The following is a 15,411-nucleotide window of genomic DNA, read 5'->3' as shown; positions in this document are numbered from 1 at the left end:
GCGCTTGGAGGCAAGGATGATCGACTGGACCCGCATTGAGGATTTGAAAATGGAATTGGGCGATGAGGATTTCGAAGAGGTGTTCAGAATTTTTCTGGATGAGGTCCAGGATAGTGTCGATAGCCTTGAGACTGCCCCAACCAATCAGACGCTTGAGGCTATCCTGCATTCCGTCAAAGGCAATGCCGTCACGGTCGGATTTTCAAAGCTCGCGGAACTTGCAGGCGCAGGCGAAATCAGCGCAGGGCAGGGCGCAGATGTGAACCTTCAGGAAATCATCTCTGCCCACAGGCTCAGCAAGGACGCATATTTGGCCGGACGCACCTAGCTAGATGACAAACTCGGCCAGTGTTTCGTCATTGGTGATATCGCGATAGGTGAAACCCGCCTCGACCAGTTTCGTGGTCAGCGCTTCAAAATTCTTGGCGTCGCTCGTCTCGATCCCGATAAGGACAGAGCCGAAATTTCGCGCTGATTTCTTGAGATACTCGAACCGCGCGATATCGTCGTCTGGGCCGAGCATGTTCAAGAAATCCTTCAATGCACCAGGTCGTTGCGGCATGCGCAGGATGAAATACTTCTTTACCCCGGAATAGCGCTGGGCGCGTTCTTTCACCTCAGGCAAACGCTCAAAGTCAAAGTTGCCGCCGGACGTGATACAGACCACCGTCTTGCCCTTTATCTGATCAGCCAGCGTGGGCAGCACATCCACGGTCAGCGCCCCAGCCGGTTCCAAAACGATCCCTTCGACATTGAGCATCTCAAGGATGGTCGTGCAGATACGGTCTTCTGGTGCCACAAGGATATGCGCGGGCGGCACGGATTTGAGAACTGCAAATGTCGCCTCACCGATCCGGGCGACGGCAGCACCGTCCACAAAAGTATCAACCGCATTCAAAGAGATGGGCTGACCCGCCTCGATTGCAGCGGTGAGATTTGCGCCACCAGCAGGTTCGACAAACCGCGTTTCTGTCTCGGGCGATTCTGCTTGAAGATAACTCAGAACGCCCGACGACACGCCACCGCCACCAACGGGCAAAACCACCATATCAGGCGCTTTCGGCAGATCGCGCAACATCTCGACCGCGACGGTGGCTTGGCCTTCTATGACGTCCTCATCGTCAAAAGGCGAAAGGAAATGCGCGCCCACATCGGCGCTATAGGCCTGTGCCTCGGCAAGGGTCACGTCGAAATAGTCACCGATCAACCTGATCTCGACCGCGTCGCCGCCAAAAATTCGGGTCTTGTCGATCTTCTGCTGTGGTGTTGTCACCGGCATGAAGATCACACCGCGCTTGCCAAAATGCCGACAATTGAACGCAACACCCTGCGCATGGTTGCCCGCGCTTGCACAAACGAACAGCTCTTGATCCGGTCTCTTCGCCAAAACCTTGCGCATCGCGTTGAAAGCACCGCGGATCTTATACGAGCGGACAGGCGTTAAATCCTCGCGCTTGAGCCAAATATCCGCGCCATATCTGGCGGACAAATGGTCATTGCGCTGAAGCGGCGTTGCGGGAAAAACCTCGCGCATCGCGGTCTCGGCCTTGCGGGCGTTTTCGGAAAAGGTGCTCATGGCGCTGCAATGCCGAAAAAACCGTGTCAAAGCAAGCGCGCGCGCACCTTGCCCTGCTGCACAAAACCCGATATCGCCCGCGTGGTTTGACCTGACGAAAAACGGAGCTTCCCCATGTCTGCGCCCAAGAAAGTCGTGCTGGCCTATTCCGGCGGCCTTGATACCTCGATCATTCTGAAGTGGTTGCAGACGGAATATGGTTGCGAGGTCGTGACCTTCACCGCCGATCTGGGGCAGGGCGAAGAGCTGGAGCCAGCCCGCAAGAAGGCCGAGATGATGGGCGCGTCGGACATCTATATCGAAGACCTGCGTGAAGAATTTGTCCGCGATTTCGTTTTTCCGATGTTCCGGGCGAACGCCCTTTACGAAGGGCTGTATCTGCTGGGCACGTCCATCGCGCGGCCCCTGATCTCCAAACGTTTGATCGAGATTGCCGAAGAAACCGGCGCGGATGCTGTTGCCCATGGCGCAACCGGCAAAGGCAACGATCAGGTTCGGTTTGAACTTGCAGCCTATGCGCTGAACCCCGACATCAAGGTGATCGCACCCTGGCGGGAATGGGACCTGTCGAGCCGCACGAAGTTGATTGATTTTGCCGAAAAGAACCAGATTCCGATCGCAAAAGACAAGCGCGGCGAAGCGCCGTTCAGCGTGGATGCGAACCTGCTGCACACCTCGTCCGAAGGCAAGGTTCTGGAAGACCCCGCCGTTGAAGCGCCCGATTACGTCTATCAGCGCACCGTCGCGCCCGAATATGCACCGAATGAGGCTGAGTTCGTCGAGGTTGGGTTTGAAAAAGGGGATGCCGTCTCGATCAATGGCGAGGCGATGAGCCCGGCGACAATCCTGACCAAGTTAAACGAGCTTGGCGGCAAGCATGGCGTGGGCCGTCTTGATCTGGTCGAAGGTCGGTTCGTTGGCATGAAATCCCGTGGGATCTACGAGACACCCGGTGGCACCATCCTGCTGGAAGCCCATCGTGGGATCGAGCAAATCACGCTGGACCGTGGCGCGGCGCATTTGAAAGACGAGCTGATGCCGCGTTACGCAGAGCTTGTATATAACGGCTTCTGGTTCTCGCCTGAGCGGGACATGCTGCAAGCTGCCATCGACAAAAGTCAGGAGCATGTGTCCGGCACGGTTCGGCTAAAGCTTTATAAAGGGTCTGTGCGCACGGTTGGCCGCTGGTCCGATATGTCGCTTTACAGTGAAGAGCATGTGACGTTTGAGGATGATGCTGGCGCCTACGATCAAAAAGATGCGGCAGGCTTTATTCAGCTGAACGCGCTGCGTCTGCGTCTGATTGCGATGCGAAATCGTCGGCTGAAAGACTGAAGGCCTTGAGGCGCTGGTAGTAAGGCAGTGCCTTTTCCACCACCTCGGCATAGCGCCCGGTGAGCACCGGTAATGGGCCTTCTGGTCCGGCAAACCCTGTTGAGCGGTGAACAGCGCTGTACCAGTGGACCGCCCAGACACCATCGTCCGGATGACCCCCTGCAGGCCAACTCAACATGCGGTCCGTCCAAGAAAGGCCCAGCGCGGTACATAACCTCTGCAACATTTGTCGAGGGTTCTGGCGAATATCGTAGCTGTCGATCACCAGCGGGGACTGCCCCAATTCAACGGTCAGCTCATCAAAAAGCGCGGCCTGTTGTGCAAAGCCGATATCAGCCAGTGTTGGTTCTTCGTATTTCTGTGCAAAACTCGCCAGCACCCGCGCGGGGTGGCGAATGAGAAAGACATTCTGCACCTCGCGCATCCAATCGCGCGGCATTCCCGAGAGCATATGCTGGCACATGTGTTTTTGGTAAAACAGGCTCTGTGCCTGCGGAATCGTGCTTAAACAACGCTTGGCGACGGCAACGGGATCAACCTCTCCGGCTGCCAGAATATCCTCGCGCATCGGATGCTCTAGCCCGGTTTGCGACAGATAAGCAGCGTAAAACGGCTCGTCCCAAACCGCACAATCCCCGCGCGCCGCAAACGCGTACATCATCGCTGTCGACAGGTTCCGCGGGCCGGACCACATGGCAATGTGAGTTGTTTTCACCGAATGTCGCCTCGCAATGATTTTCACGCCTGCGTGACGTCACGCGGAGGTGAGTTGGTTACGCCGAAGAAACTCCACACTCTGCTCACAAAGGAGACCCAAGATGACTTTCACGTTGAGCCATATAAAGCCACTTATTCTGGGAATTGCCATCACATTCGGGGCGGTTTTGCACTGCACCGAGGCGAAAGCAGGTCCGACGGATGTCCTGACCGTCGCTGGCGGCTGTTTCTGGTGCGTCGAATCCGATTTCGAAAGCGTGCCCGGTGTGATCGAAGTTGTCTCGGGCTACACGGGCGGCACTCTTGAGAACCCAACATATAAGGACGTCACCAGCGGCAAAAGTGGCCATTACGAGGCCGTTCAGATTCAATTCGACACCAGTAAAGTCAGCTCGGACGAGCTTCTGGCGATGTTCTTCCGGTCGATTGACCCAACCGATGCGGGCGGCCAATTTTGTGATCGCGGCGATAGCTATAGCACAGCGATTTTCGTCTCTAACTCTGCCGAACAAGCCGCCGCGCAGGAAATCCGAGCCGAAGCTCAAGCCGCATTGGGTCAACGGATCATCACGCCGATTCTGCAGGAAGCAGAGTTTTATCCAGCAGAAGACTATCACCAGGATTACTACAAAAGCTCAGACGTCATTTTGACCCGTTTTGGTCCGCGCACCAAGAAGGATGCCTATAAACGGTATCGCAAAGCATGCGGGCGCGACGCACGGGTGAAGCAACTTTGGGGCAGCGCGGCGCCGTTTGCGGGTAGTTAACGCTGCATGAACTCCTGGACCTCTAGCAGGTCCGGGATCACGTCCGCGGTGCCGTGGCGCGTGACCATCAGTGCGGCGGCGATGCTGGCCTGACCAATTGCTTGCTCCATCGGCATTCCACGGTCCAGCCCGGCCAGCCAAAATCCAGTAAACGTGTCACCCGCACCGGTGGTATCGACGGCTTCCACAGCAAGGGCGTCAAACGTCTTTTCGCCCGCCGCACCCAACCACCGGCATCCTTTTGCACCAAGTGTCACCAGAACATCAGCCACCGGCAGATCATCGAGAGACGTGCCCAATCCCGTCTGCAATTGCTCTGCCTCAATCTCGTTCAGGATCAAGAGATCAAGGTACTCCAGGACGTCACGAACCGCTGACACCTCAAAGGGAGCGGCAGCATAACAGACCCGTAACCCCATCTTTTTGGCAGTCTCTGCTGCATGTCGCTGGCCATTGGTCTCGTTCTGAAAAACGCAGATATCACCGGTTTGGGCCTCGGACAAAGCCGCCGAAATCGCGTGATCCGAGATTCGCGCATTTGCACCGGCATTGAGGAGAATCAGGTTCTCCCCCTCCGGATCAACGGCGATGACAGCGGTGCCCGTTTGCCCATCAAGCGTCGCGATGTGACGCGTATCGACGCCATATTCCAACAAGCGATCGCGCGGCCAGACGCGATCAGAACCGACCGCACCAATATGACAAACACGGGCCGCAGCGCGGGCAGCTGCAACCGACATATTAGCCCCCTTGCCGCCCAGACCTTCCGTGACGCCGCGGGCCGACAATGTCTCGCCCGGTTTGGGCAGATGCGGGACCTGATAGAACAGATCGACGTTGATTGAACCGAGGTTGTAAATCGTCATTTGACGTTACATGCCGCGATCACGGCCATGTTCATGATGTCATTCGCTGTCGACACAGTTGAACAGATCTGGATCGGGCGGTCGACGCCCGTCAGGATCGGCCCGATCACCGTCGCTCCTGCCATTTCCTGCATCAACTTGACCGAGATCGACGCAGAGTGCCGCGCAGGAACAACCAACACGTTGGCCGGGCCGGTCAACCGCGAGAACGGATAGGCTTCGCGGGCTTGCGTGTTGAGCGCAACATCTACAGTCATTTCGCCTTCATACTCGAAATCAACCCCGCGCGCGTCGAGCACTTTAGGCGCCATATGCATCTTCTCGGCGCGTTCAGAAACCGGGTAACCGAAGGTCGAAAAACTGACAAAAGCGACGCGCGGATCAAGGCCAAAGGTGCGCGCAACCTCGGCCCCGCGCACCGCAATATTGGCAAGATCGGTTTCGTCAGGCCATTCATGCACCAGAGTATCGGTAATCAGCACAATCCGCCCACGATGCAGAATCGCCGTAACGCCGACGACATCATCACCGACGCTCACATCGAAAACGTGGTTCATCAAGCCAAGCACATGAGCAGACTTGCGTGTCGCCCCGGTCACCAGACCATCCGCATGGCCATGCGCCAACATCAAAGCCGAGAAAACATGCCTGTCGCGGGCCGCAAGTCGGTGAATATCGGTGCGATCAAACCCCTTGCGGTTCAAACGCTCGTACAGAAAATCCTTATAGGTTTCGAGATGCGTTGTGTTCGCGGCGTTAACCACGGTTAGCTCGCGCACAGCATCACCAAGACCTGCACCATCGAGGCGCATTTTGACGTCATCCTCACGACCAACGACCAATGCTTTGCCCATTCCAGAACGCTGATAGCTCACAGCAGCGCGCAACACGCGTTCATCATCACCCTCGGCAAACACCATCGTCGCCTGCTTGGAGCGCGCCCGCGCATTGAGCCCTCGCAAGATTGACGCGGTCGGGTCCATGCGGGATTTGAGCGTCAGCTCGTAATTCTCGATATCGACGATGGGGCGCCGCGCCGCCCCCGTCTCCATCCCGGCTTTGGCGACAGCGGGGGGGATCGTGTAAATCAGGCGCGGATCGAACGGTGTGGGGATAATGTAATCCCGCCCAAAGCTCAGCTTTCGGCCATAGGCCATTGCAACTTCGTCCGGGACATCCTCGCGCGCGAGTTCAGCCAAGGCCTGCGCGCAAGCGATCTTCATCTCGTCATTGATGGCGCGTGCATGAATGTCCAGCGCGCCTCGGAAAAGGTAGGGGAACCCCAGCACGTTATTGACTTGATTGGGATAATCAGAACGACCGGTCGCAACAATCGCATCAACACGCACCTCATGGGCTTCTTCTGGCGTGATCTCTGGGTCTGGGTTCGCCATCGCGAAAATCACCGGATTATCGGCCATGCTGGCGACCATATCCTTGGTCACCGCACCACGCGCCGAGACGCCCAGAAATACATCCGCATCACGCATTGCATCTTCCAAGGACCGTGCATCGGTGCGTGCGGCATGCCCCGATTTCCACTGGTTCATCCCCTCGGTACGACCTTGGTAAATGACGCCTTTGGTGTCGCAAACAATGCAATTGTCATGCTTGGCGCCCATTGCCTTGAGCAGTTCAATACAGGCGATGCCGGCGGCCCCTGCGCCATTTAAGACGATCTTGCAGTCTTCAATTTTCTTGCCCGTCAGGTGCAAGGCGTTAATCAGTCCAGCGGCACAGATCACCGCCGTTCCATGCTGGTCGTCATGGAAGACCGGGATATCCATTTCCTCTTTCAGGCGCTGCTCAATGATGAAACATTCCGGCGCCTTGATGTCCTCAAGGTTAATGCCGCCAAAGGTCGGACCCATCAACTTGACGGCCTGAATGAAAGCCTCCGGGTCTTCGGTATCCAGCTCAATATCGATGGAGTTCACATCGGCGAACCGTTTGAACAAAACGGCCTTACCCTCCATCACCGGTTTGGAGGCCAGCGCGCCAAGATTACCCAACCCCAGCACCGCGGTGCCGTTCGAAATCACGGCCACAAGGTTGCCTTTGTTCGTGTAGTCGTAAGCGGTCTCAGGGGTCTCTGCTATCTCTTCGCAGGGCACGGCGACGCCGGGTGAATACGCCAACGAAAGGTCGCGCTGTGTCGTCATCGGAACCGTCGCGGTGATCTCGAACTTGCCCGGCGTCGGCTCAAGGTGAAAAGCCAGCGCGTCCTCGCGGGTATGTTTGGGGTTCGACATGTGCGGGCGGTCCTCTCATTGAAAAGTGAGGCGCACTATTCCTCATTTGCCGCGCGAACGGAACCGGAGAATTGGCACGCACCGGCCCTTCCATCCGCCCGCTGGCTTGAGTAGTCTGACGCGGCAAAAGACCGAAGGGGGCAATCGGGTGAACGCGGCGATCACGCCCATGATGGCGCAATTTCTTGAGATCAAGGCGGAGTATCCCGACGCGCTGCTGTTCTATCGGATGGGTGACTTCTACGAGCTGTTCTTTGACGATGCCGTGGCCGCAGCCGAAGCGCTCGACATTGCGTTAACCAAGCGCGGCAAGCATCTGGGCGAAGATATTCCGATGTGCGGCGTTCCTGTTCATGCCGCCGAAAGCTATTTGCTGACGCTGATCCGCAAGCAGTTTCGCGTCGCCGTTTGCGAGCAGCTCGAAAGCCCCGCAGAGGCGAAGAAGCGCGGCTCGAAATCTGTTGTGAAACGGGGTGTCGTTCGGCTGGTGACACCAGGCACATTGACCGAGGAAAGCCTGCTGGAGGCGCGGCGGCATAACTTCCTTGCCAGCTTTGCCGAGGTCCGAGAGAAAGGCGCTATCGCATGGGTCGATATCTCCACCGGGTCGCTGCATGTTATTCCCTGCCCGCGCCCCAAGCTGGGGTTCGAACTGGCAAGAATTGCCCCGCGCGAAGTGCTTGTCTCTGAAACGCTGGAAGCGGATTTGGCAGACATAGTCTCTGACTCTGGGGCGCATCTGACCGGGCTTGCGCGCGGATCGTTTGACAGCACCGCCGCCGAGGCGCGCTTGTCTCAGGTGTTCGGCGTCGCAGGTCTGGACGGGTTTGGCCAATTTGATCGCCCGGAAATGGCCGCACTTCTGGCTTTGGTCGACTATCTCGATCTGACGCAGAAAGGGAACATTCCCCTGCTCCGCCCGCCCGTTAAAGAGGCGCTGGGCGGAACGATGCAAATTGACCCCGCAACGCGCCGCAATCTTGAGCTGACGGCAAGCCTGTCTGGCGGTCGTGACGGGTCGTTGATTGCAGCGATTGACCGGACGGTTACCGCTGCCGGTGGTCGTTTGTTAGAGCAACGCCTGTCCGCCCCGTCTTGCGATCTTGCCCTGATCGGGGCGCGGCACGAGGCGTTGGACTATGCTGTGAGCCAAAGCCGGTTTCGGTCAGATATCCGCGAGGCGCTGCGCAACGTGCCCGATCTGGATCGTGCTTTGTCACGCCTGGGGCTCGACCGTGGCGGACCGCGCGATCTTGCAGCCATTCGCAACGGACTGACAGCAGCCGAGGCGCTGACACCGCCCGATGATCTGCCCAAACCGCTATCATCCTCGTTTGAGGCGCTGAAAGGTCACGGCGCACTCATTGATCTTCTGGACGACGCACTCGTGGCCGAACCGCCCCTGCTGGCCCGCGATGGCGGCTTCATCGCGCCCGCCTATGATCCGGAACTGGATGAAGCACGCGTCTTGCGCGATGAAGGGCGCGGCGTTGTGGCGGGACTGCAAAAGACCTATGCCGAAAAAACAGGCGTTTCGTCTTTGAAGATCAAGCATAATAATGTGCTGGGCTATTTCATCGAAACCACAGCGACCCATGCCGAGAAGATGCTCTCTGAGCCGCTGAACGAGACGTTCATTCACCGGCAGACAACCGCAAATCAGGTCCGCTTCACCACGGTTGAGTTGTCTGAGTTGGAGACCAAGATCCTCAACGCCGGTCACCGGGCGCTTGAGATCGAAAAGCGGCTCTATGAAAGCCTAAAAGACGCAATTTTGGAAAATGCGGCGGCTATTGGAGCGGCTTCCAAAGCGCTGGCGGAGATCGACGTGACCACCGCTTTGGCCGACCTTGCGGTCGATGAAGGCTGGAGCCGTCCGATCATGGATGCCTCGCGCCGCTTCATGGTCGAGAACGGGCGTCATCCAGTTGTGGAACAGGCGTTGCGCAAGCAAAACGGCGCGCCGTTTGTGGCCAATACCTGTGTGTTGGGCGAAGACGATCCGCGGGTTTGGCTGCTGACCGGTCCGAATATGGCGGGTAAGTCGACTTTCCTGCGCCAAAACGCGATTATCGCGCTGCTTGCGCAGATGGGATCGTTCGTGCCTGCGAGCAAGGCGCATATCGGGCTAGTGTCACAGCTATTCTCACGCGTTGGCGCATCTGATGATCTGGCGCGCGGGCGCTCGACCTTTATGGTCGAGATGGTCGAAACCGCCGCGATCCTGAATCAAGCCGATAGCCGCGCGCTGGTGATCCTGGATGAGATAGGACGCGGCACGGCAACCTATGACGGGCTTTCCATCGCGTGGGCGACATTGGAGCATCTGCATGATGAAAACCAATGCCGCGCCTTATTTGCAACGCATTATCATGAGCTTACCGCACTCTCGTCTCGGATGGATAGCGTGGATAACGCCACTGTCACCGTAAAGGAGTGGGACGGAGAGGTCATCTTCCTACATGAGGTGAAACGCGGCGCAGCGGATCGGTCTTACGGTGTGCAAGTCGCGCGCCTTGCCGGGCTGCCCGGCAAAGTCGTGAACCGTGCCAAGACAATCTTGGCCGAACTGGAAAGCGGAGAGGGCAGCGGTGGCGCAAAAGTTGCGGCGCTGATCGACGATCTGCCGCTTTTTGCGGCGACACCTGAAACGCCAGTCGCAGCGCCTCAATCCTCGAAAGTGGACGCGCGTCTTGGCGATATCGTCCCAGACGAACTTACCCCCAAGGATGCACTTAACTTGATTTATGAGCTGAAAGCGCTGTCCAAGAAGGCTTAGCCTGGCGTCGAAGACACCCCGACTTGCGCCGGGCGCAACAGCCGATCGTAAAGCATGAACCCTTCGGCAGCGACCTGAATAATGTCGCCGGCCTTGGTATCTGGCACAGGGGCTTCGAACATGGCCTGATGCAGCTGCGGATCGAATTTATCACCGACTTGGGGTGAAATAGGCTCGATCCCATGCTTCTTGAACGTGTTGAGAAGCTCGCGCATCGTCAGCTCCACACCCTCGATCAGCGCGGCAGATACTTCTTTCTGCTCATCGGTCGCAGCTTCAACCGCACGCTTCATATTGTCGTAAACGGGCAGCAGATCACGGGCCAATTTGGAGCCACCATATTGCTCGGCCTCGCGGCGATCACGGTCAGACCGCTTGCGCGAGTTTTCGGCATCGGCCAAGGCGCGCATGAAACGGTCCTTGAACTCATCACGCTCGGCCTTTAGCGCATCCAACTCAAGCGCTTCATCATCGTATTCCATGGCGTCTTCGGCAAATTCCTCTGCCTCGGCCATGTCCACATCGTCCAGAAAATCGTCTTCTTTCTTCGCGTCTGCCATCTACTTTTCTTTCTAGCCTCGGTCCGAGATTAATTTTCCGACCAACTGCGCGGTATAATCGACGATTGGCACGATGCGTCCGTAGTTCAGACGTGTTGGGCCAATGACGCCGACGGCACCAATGATCTTACGGTCCGCGTTCATATAGGGAGAGACCACCAAAGAGGAACCCGAAAGTGAAAAAAGCTTGTTCTCGGAGCCGATAAAAATGCGCACACCATCGCCTTCCTCGGTCAGTTCGAGAAATTCAGCAATGTCGCGCTTACGTTCGAGGTCATCAAAGAGCGTTTTGATCAAATCAAGATCGGCGGTTTCATCATCAGAATTCAACAGATTCGCCCGACCCCGCACGATGAGACGTTCATGCACGTCCCCTTCGTTTTCCCAAACGGCAAGCCCGCTTTCGACCAGATCATGGGCGAGCGTGTCGATCTGCTGACGCTTGGCCGAGATATCCTTGGTCATCGTGCGACGCAATTCGGTCAGGGTTTTCCCCTCGGCCAGGGCATTCAGAAAGTTCGCGGCCTCTCGCATTGAGGACGGTGTTTGACCCAGAGGCGGGGTGAAAACGCGGTTCTCAACATGGCCATCAGCAAAAACCAGAACAACCAACGCGCGGTCCGCTCCAAGGGAGACGAACTCGATATGTTTGATTGGCGCTTCGTGCTTTGGCGTTAGAACAAGACTGGCCCCTTGCGTGATCCCCGACAACGCCGAGCCGACGCGATCCAGCATCCCCGAGACGTCAGATTCGTTAGAGGTCAGCGTCCGCTCAATCTTATCGCGATCCTCGTTTTGCAGATCGCCTACCTCGAGGATGCCGTCGACAAACATGCGCAAGCCAAGCTGCGTCGGCACCCGCCCGGCCGAGATATGGGGGCTGTCGAGAAGGCCCAGATACTCAAGATCCTGCATCACATTGCGGATCGTAGCGGCGCTCACCCGTTCGGACATCGTGCGTGTCAGCGTTCGCGAACCAACTGGGTCGCCGCTGTCCAGATATCCCTCAACCACGCGACGAAACACTTCGCGCGAGCGGTCATTCATCTGGTCGAGGATCTTCGGTTCTTCCGACATCACCGTTCCTGTAGGGCCCCCGCGCATTAAATCGGTCTGAGAGACATCGTCAATCGGGGTTGCGCTTTGCACTCAGAGATAGGTATCCCACGGACAAACATCAAAGGATGACCTTATGAGACCTTCGGGCAGAGCGCTGGACGAAATGCGCGCGATTTCAATTGAAACGGACGTTACACGCCATGCGGAAGGGTCGTGCCTGATCAAATGTGGCGACACGCATGTGCTGTGCACGGCGTCGGTCGATGAACGTGTGCCCCCGTTTCTGAAGAATAGCGGTCTGGGCTGGGTCACGGCAGAGTATGGAATGCTGCCGCGCGCAACGCACACGCGGATGCGGCGTGAAGCGAAGAACGGCCAATCCGGGCGGACACAGGAAATTCAGCGACTAATCGGGCGCAGCCTGCGCGCTGGTGTGGACCGCGTTGCGATGGGCGAGCGTCAGATCGTGGTAGACTGCGATGTGATCCAGGCCGATGGCGGAACGCGATGCGCTTCCATCACAGGCGGTTGGGTCGCGCTGCGTATGGCTGTCAACAAGCTGATGAAAACGGGTGACATCATCACCGATCCGCTGGTTGACCATATTGCTGCCGTAAGCTGCGGGATCTACGCAGGCCAACCTGTGCTCGATCTGGATTACCCCGAGGATAGCGAAGCGGGCGTGGACGGGAACTTCATCATGACAGGCACCGGCCAGATGGTTGAAGTGCAGATGTCTGCCGAAGGGGCCACGTTCAGCCGCGCGCAGATGGATCAGCTTGTTGATCTGGCCGAGAAGGGTGTGGGGGAACTGGTCGCAGCACAAAAGGCCGCCGTTGGTGCGTAAGTTCACTGACAATAAACTGGTAATCGCCTCGCATAACGCGGGCAAAGTTCGCGAGATCGGCGCGCTGCTTGAGCCGTTCGGGGTTGAAGTCGTCTCTGCCGGAGCACTGGGCTTTGCAGAGCCGGAAGAAACCGAAGACAATTTCGTCGGCAATGCGCGGATTAAGGCGCATTTCGCTGCCAAGGAAAGCGGCCTGCCCGCGCTGTCTGACGACAGCGGAATTTCCGTTGACGCTTTGAATGGCGCGCCCGGTGTTTACACAGCGGATTGGGCCGAAACCCCAAACGGCCGCGACTTTCCCATGGCGATGGAGAAGGTCTGGACCAGGCTGGAAAAGGTAAACGCTCCTGCCCCGCGGCAGGCGCAGTTCAACTGCACTTTGTGTCTCGCCTGGCCCGATGGTCATGACGAGGTCTTTGAAGGCATCGTGCGTGGCCAAGTCATCTGGCCCATGCGCGGGGGCAATGGGTTTGGCTTTGACCCCGTCTTCCTGCCCGATGGCGAGGTTGAGACGTTTGGCGAAATGGATCCCGCCAGGAAACACGCCATGAGCCACCGCGCTGATGCGTTCGCAAAACTCGTCGCAGGCTGTTTTGGCGATTGAGGATTGGCAGAATGCGGGCTTCGGCCTTTATCTGCACTGGCCCTTTTGTCAGGCGAAATGTCCCTACTGCGATTTCAACTCACATGTCTCTGACCACGTCGATCAACGCCGGTGGTTGTCCGCCTTCCGGTCTGAGATCGCGCGATACGGCGCATTAACCGGAGGCCGCGTTCTCAGCACCATATTTTTCGGAGGCGGCACACCCAGCTTGATGCACCCCGACACGGTCGCTGGCATTCTAGAAGCCGCGCAGGAGACGTGGACATGGGCGAACGATATCGAGATTTCGCTTGAAGCAAACCCAACCTCCATTGAGGCGGCAAAATTCGATGCGTTCCGCGATGCCGGGGTCAATCGCGTTTCGATGGGGATGCAGGCGCTGAATGACGCTGATCTCAAACGCCTGGGGCGGCTTCATTCCGTCGATGACGGAAAACGCGCCTTCGAGATTGCCCGCAACAGCTTTGACCGGGTCAGCTTTGATCTGATCTACGCGCGTCAGGACCAAACGCTTGCGGATTGGGAAATCGAGTTGCGCGAAGCCCTGTCGATGGCCGTCGATCATCTGTCGCTCTATCAGCTGACGATCGAAAGCGGCACGGCCTTTGGCGCACGTTACGACCGTGGGCTTCTACGTGGCCTTCCCGATGAAGATGCCTCTGCTGATATGTATGAGCTGACGCAAGCGCTTTGCGCAGATCACGGATTTCCGAGCTACGAAGTCTCTAACCACGCCAAAAACGGCGCGATCTCGAAGCACAACATGATTTATTGGACCTATGGGGATTATGTTGGGATCGGCCCCGGTGCGCATGGTCGCGTGACGGTTGAAGGGCAGAAAATGGCGACGACCACACCGCTTATGCCTAGCAAATGGCTGAACCAGGTCGAGAAGACAGGCGCTGGTGATGCAGAGGTTGAGACGGTGTCTGCAGAAGATCAGGCGGTCGAAATGTTGATGATGGGCCTGCGGGTCAATCAGGGTGTTGATCTGATACGGCTAGGTGACTTAGGAAAGAAAGAAAATTTTCTAAATAATATCAATAATTTAGAAGAAATGAACCTGCTTGAGAGAGGTTCTGGGCACCTTCGGGTCACCCCGAAAGGCCGCCCGCTGCTAAATGCCGTCTTACGCGATCTTTTGGTCGACTAGCGCTCAATCAACGATAATACGCGGCAAATCTCGTCAAGCTGATCCAGCGACGCATAGCTGATGCTCAGCTTACCGGCATTCGTCACACCGTCATGCGCGATATCAACCTTCATCCCGGTTGCCGCCTTCAGATCGCCCTCAAGCGCCTTCGTATCTGCATCTTTCTCAGGCCTTGACGCTGCAGTTTCAGCCTTTTTTGTCTCTGTTTTTGGAGATTTGGCAAGCCGCTCTGTCTCACGCACAGACAGACCGTCTTTGATCACCTTCTTGGCCAGCTCCGATGCGTTCTCGCTCGTGATCAGCGCCCGCGCGTGGCCGGAGGACAGCTTGCCGCTTCGCAGAAGCTCCTGCACGTCATCAGGAAGCTGCAACAAACGCATCAGATTGGCGATATAGCTTCGGCTCTTGCCCATCGCTTCTGCCAACTTCTCTTGAGTATGACCGAAGCTTTCCATCAGTTGCTGGTAACCGGCACCCTCCTCCAAGGGGTTAAGATCTTCGCGCTGAATATTCTCGATGATTGCGAATTCAAGCACTTGGGTATCGTCCAGATCGCGAATAACAACGGGCACTTCATGCAATTGAGCAAGTTGGGCTGCGCGCCAGCGACGTTCCCCTGCGACAATCTGAAAAGATGTCTCTCCGGTGCGACGCACGATCAAAGGCTGAATTATTCCATTTTCTCGGATCGAGGCCGCGAGCTCTTGGAGCTCTGGGTCCGAGAAGCTGCGGCGCGGCTGATCTGGATTTGGACTGATTTGTTCAACCGGCACGGCCATCTCGGCGCGGCGTGTAGGCGTTGTGTTTTCTCGGGCGTCCGTTTCTAAAGCGACATCAGACATCAAGGCCGACAAGCCACGGCCCAAGCCGCGCGACTTTCCAGGTTTCTTCGCCAT

Annotated in this window: 14 protein-coding genes; 7 read left to right on the top strand and 7 right to left on the bottom strand. The window is 57.3% G+C overall.

Going from position 1 to position 15,411, the window contains the following annotated elements; all coding sequences use genetic code 11:
* Nucleotides 1-16 precede the first annotated feature (16 nt).
* Entirely contained in the window at nucleotides 17-328 is a 312-nt protein-coding gene (locus KUW67_RS05600) for an Hpt domain-containing protein (RefSeq protein ID WP_224824289.1), read from the top strand.
* On the opposite strand, the gene ilvA is transcribed toward KUW67_RS05600, so the two are convergent.
* Entirely contained in the window at nucleotides 329-1,576 is a 1,248-nt protein-coding gene (gene ilvA, locus KUW67_RS05595; protein WP_224824288.1) for a threonine ammonia-lyase IlvA, read from the bottom strand.
* Between the two features lie 114 nt (nucleotides 1,577-1,690).
* On the opposite strand from ilvA, the gene KUW67_RS05590 reads away from it, so the two are divergent.
* Nucleotides 1,691-2,911 (top strand): argininosuccinate synthase, encoded by a 1,221-nt coding sequence (locus KUW67_RS05590; protein ID WP_224824287.1) that lies wholly within the window; start codon nucleotides 1,691-1,693, stop codon nucleotides 2,909-2,911.
* On the opposite strand, the gene KUW67_RS05585 is transcribed toward KUW67_RS05590, so the two are convergent.
* Nucleotides 2,847-3,605 carry a sulfotransferase gene (locus KUW67_RS05585; protein WP_224824394.1) on the bottom strand — a complete coding sequence of 253 codons (759 nt, stop codon included), beginning with the start codon at nucleotides 3,603-3,605 and terminating at the stop codon, nucleotides 2,847-2,849. The genes KUW67_RS05590 and KUW67_RS05585 overlap by 65 nt on opposite strands.
* A 124-nt stretch (nucleotides 3,606-3,729) precedes the next feature.
* On the opposite strand from KUW67_RS05585, the gene msrA reads away from it, so the two are divergent.
* On the top strand, nucleotides 3,730-4,395 hold the full coding sequence (gene msrA, locus KUW67_RS05580) for a peptide-methionine (S)-S-oxide reductase MsrA (protein ID WP_224824286.1): 666 nt from the start codon (nucleotides 3,730-3,732) through the stop codon (nucleotides 4,393-4,395).
* On the opposite strand, the gene KUW67_RS05575 is transcribed toward msrA, so the two are convergent.
* Both KUW67_RS05575 and KUW67_RS05570 read right to left on the bottom strand, forming a co-directional pair.
* On the bottom strand, nucleotides 4,392-5,261 hold the full coding sequence (locus KUW67_RS05575) for a ribokinase (RefSeq protein ID WP_224824285.1): 870 nt from the start codon (nucleotides 5,259-5,261) through the stop codon (nucleotides 4,392-4,394). The genes msrA and KUW67_RS05575 overlap by 4 nt on opposite strands.
* Nucleotides 5,258-7,513: an NADP-dependent malic enzyme gene (locus tag KUW67_RS05570; RefSeq protein WP_224824284.1), complete on the bottom strand. Its 2,256-nt coding sequence runs from the start codon at nucleotides 7,511-7,513 to the stop codon at nucleotides 5,258-5,260. The genes KUW67_RS05575 and KUW67_RS05570 overlap by 4 nt, the downstream gene beginning before the upstream one ends.
* 169 nt (nucleotides 7,514-7,682) lie before the next feature.
* Between KUW67_RS05570 and mutS the strand changes: the two genes are divergently transcribed.
* Complete coding sequence (gene mutS / locus KUW67_RS05565) at nucleotides 7,683-10,292, top strand: DNA mismatch repair protein MutS (protein WP_224824393.1); 2,610 nt, start codon at nucleotides 7,683-7,685, stop codon at nucleotides 10,290-10,292.
* On the opposite strand, the gene KUW67_RS05560 is transcribed toward mutS, so the two are convergent.
* Entirely contained in the window at nucleotides 10,289-10,852 is a 564-nt protein-coding gene (locus KUW67_RS05560) for a nucleotide exchange factor GrpE (RefSeq protein ID WP_224824283.1), read from the bottom strand. The two genes, mutS and KUW67_RS05560, sit on opposite strands and share 4 nt — an antisense overlap.
* Before the next feature lie 12 nt (nucleotides 10,853-10,864).
* Nucleotides 10,865-11,929 carry a heat-inducible transcriptional repressor HrcA gene (gene hrcA / locus KUW67_RS05555; protein ID WP_224824282.1) on the bottom strand — a complete coding sequence of 355 codons (1,065 nt, stop codon included), beginning with the start codon at nucleotides 11,927-11,929 and terminating at the stop codon, nucleotides 10,865-10,867.
* Nucleotides 11,930-12,044: 115 nt separating this feature from the next.
* On the opposite strand from hrcA, the gene rph reads away from it, so the two are divergent.
* The 3 genes from rph to hemW are packed head-to-tail and all read left to right on the top strand — an operon-like array spanning nucleotide 12,045 to nucleotide 14,515.
* Complete coding sequence (rph, locus tag KUW67_RS05550; RefSeq protein ID WP_224824281.1) at nucleotides 12,045-12,758, top strand: ribonuclease PH; 714 nt, start codon at nucleotides 12,045-12,047, stop codon at nucleotides 12,756-12,758.
* Nucleotides 12,748-13,362 carry an RdgB/HAM1 family non-canonical purine NTP pyrophosphatase gene (gene rdgB, locus KUW67_RS05545; protein WP_224824280.1) on the top strand — a complete coding sequence of 205 codons (615 nt, stop codon included), beginning with the start codon at nucleotides 12,748-12,750 and terminating at the stop codon, nucleotides 13,360-13,362. The genes rph and rdgB overlap by 11 nt, the downstream gene beginning before the upstream one ends.
* Nucleotides 13,358-14,515 (top strand): radical SAM family heme chaperone HemW, encoded by a 1,158-nt coding sequence (gene hemW / locus KUW67_RS05540; RefSeq protein WP_224824392.1) that lies wholly within the window; start codon nucleotides 13,358-13,360, stop codon nucleotides 14,513-14,515. Before rdgB ends, hemW begins: the two co-directional genes overlap by 5 nt.
* Here the strand turns inward: hemW and KUW67_RS05535 are convergent.
* A complete protein-coding gene (locus KUW67_RS05535) occupies nucleotides 14,512-15,411 on the bottom strand; it encodes a ParB/RepB/Spo0J family partition protein (RefSeq protein WP_224824279.1) in 900 nt (299 codons plus the stop codon). The genes hemW and KUW67_RS05535 overlap by 4 nt on opposite strands.

The sequence above is a fragment of the Cognatishimia sp. MH4019 genome, from assembly GCF_020177595.1.
GTDB lineage: Bacteria > Pseudomonadota > Alphaproteobacteria > Rhodobacterales > Rhodobacteraceae > JAHTBL01.
The sequence above is the reverse complement of the archived record's forward strand: the minus strand, read 5'-3'. Positions and strand labels throughout refer to the sequence as shown.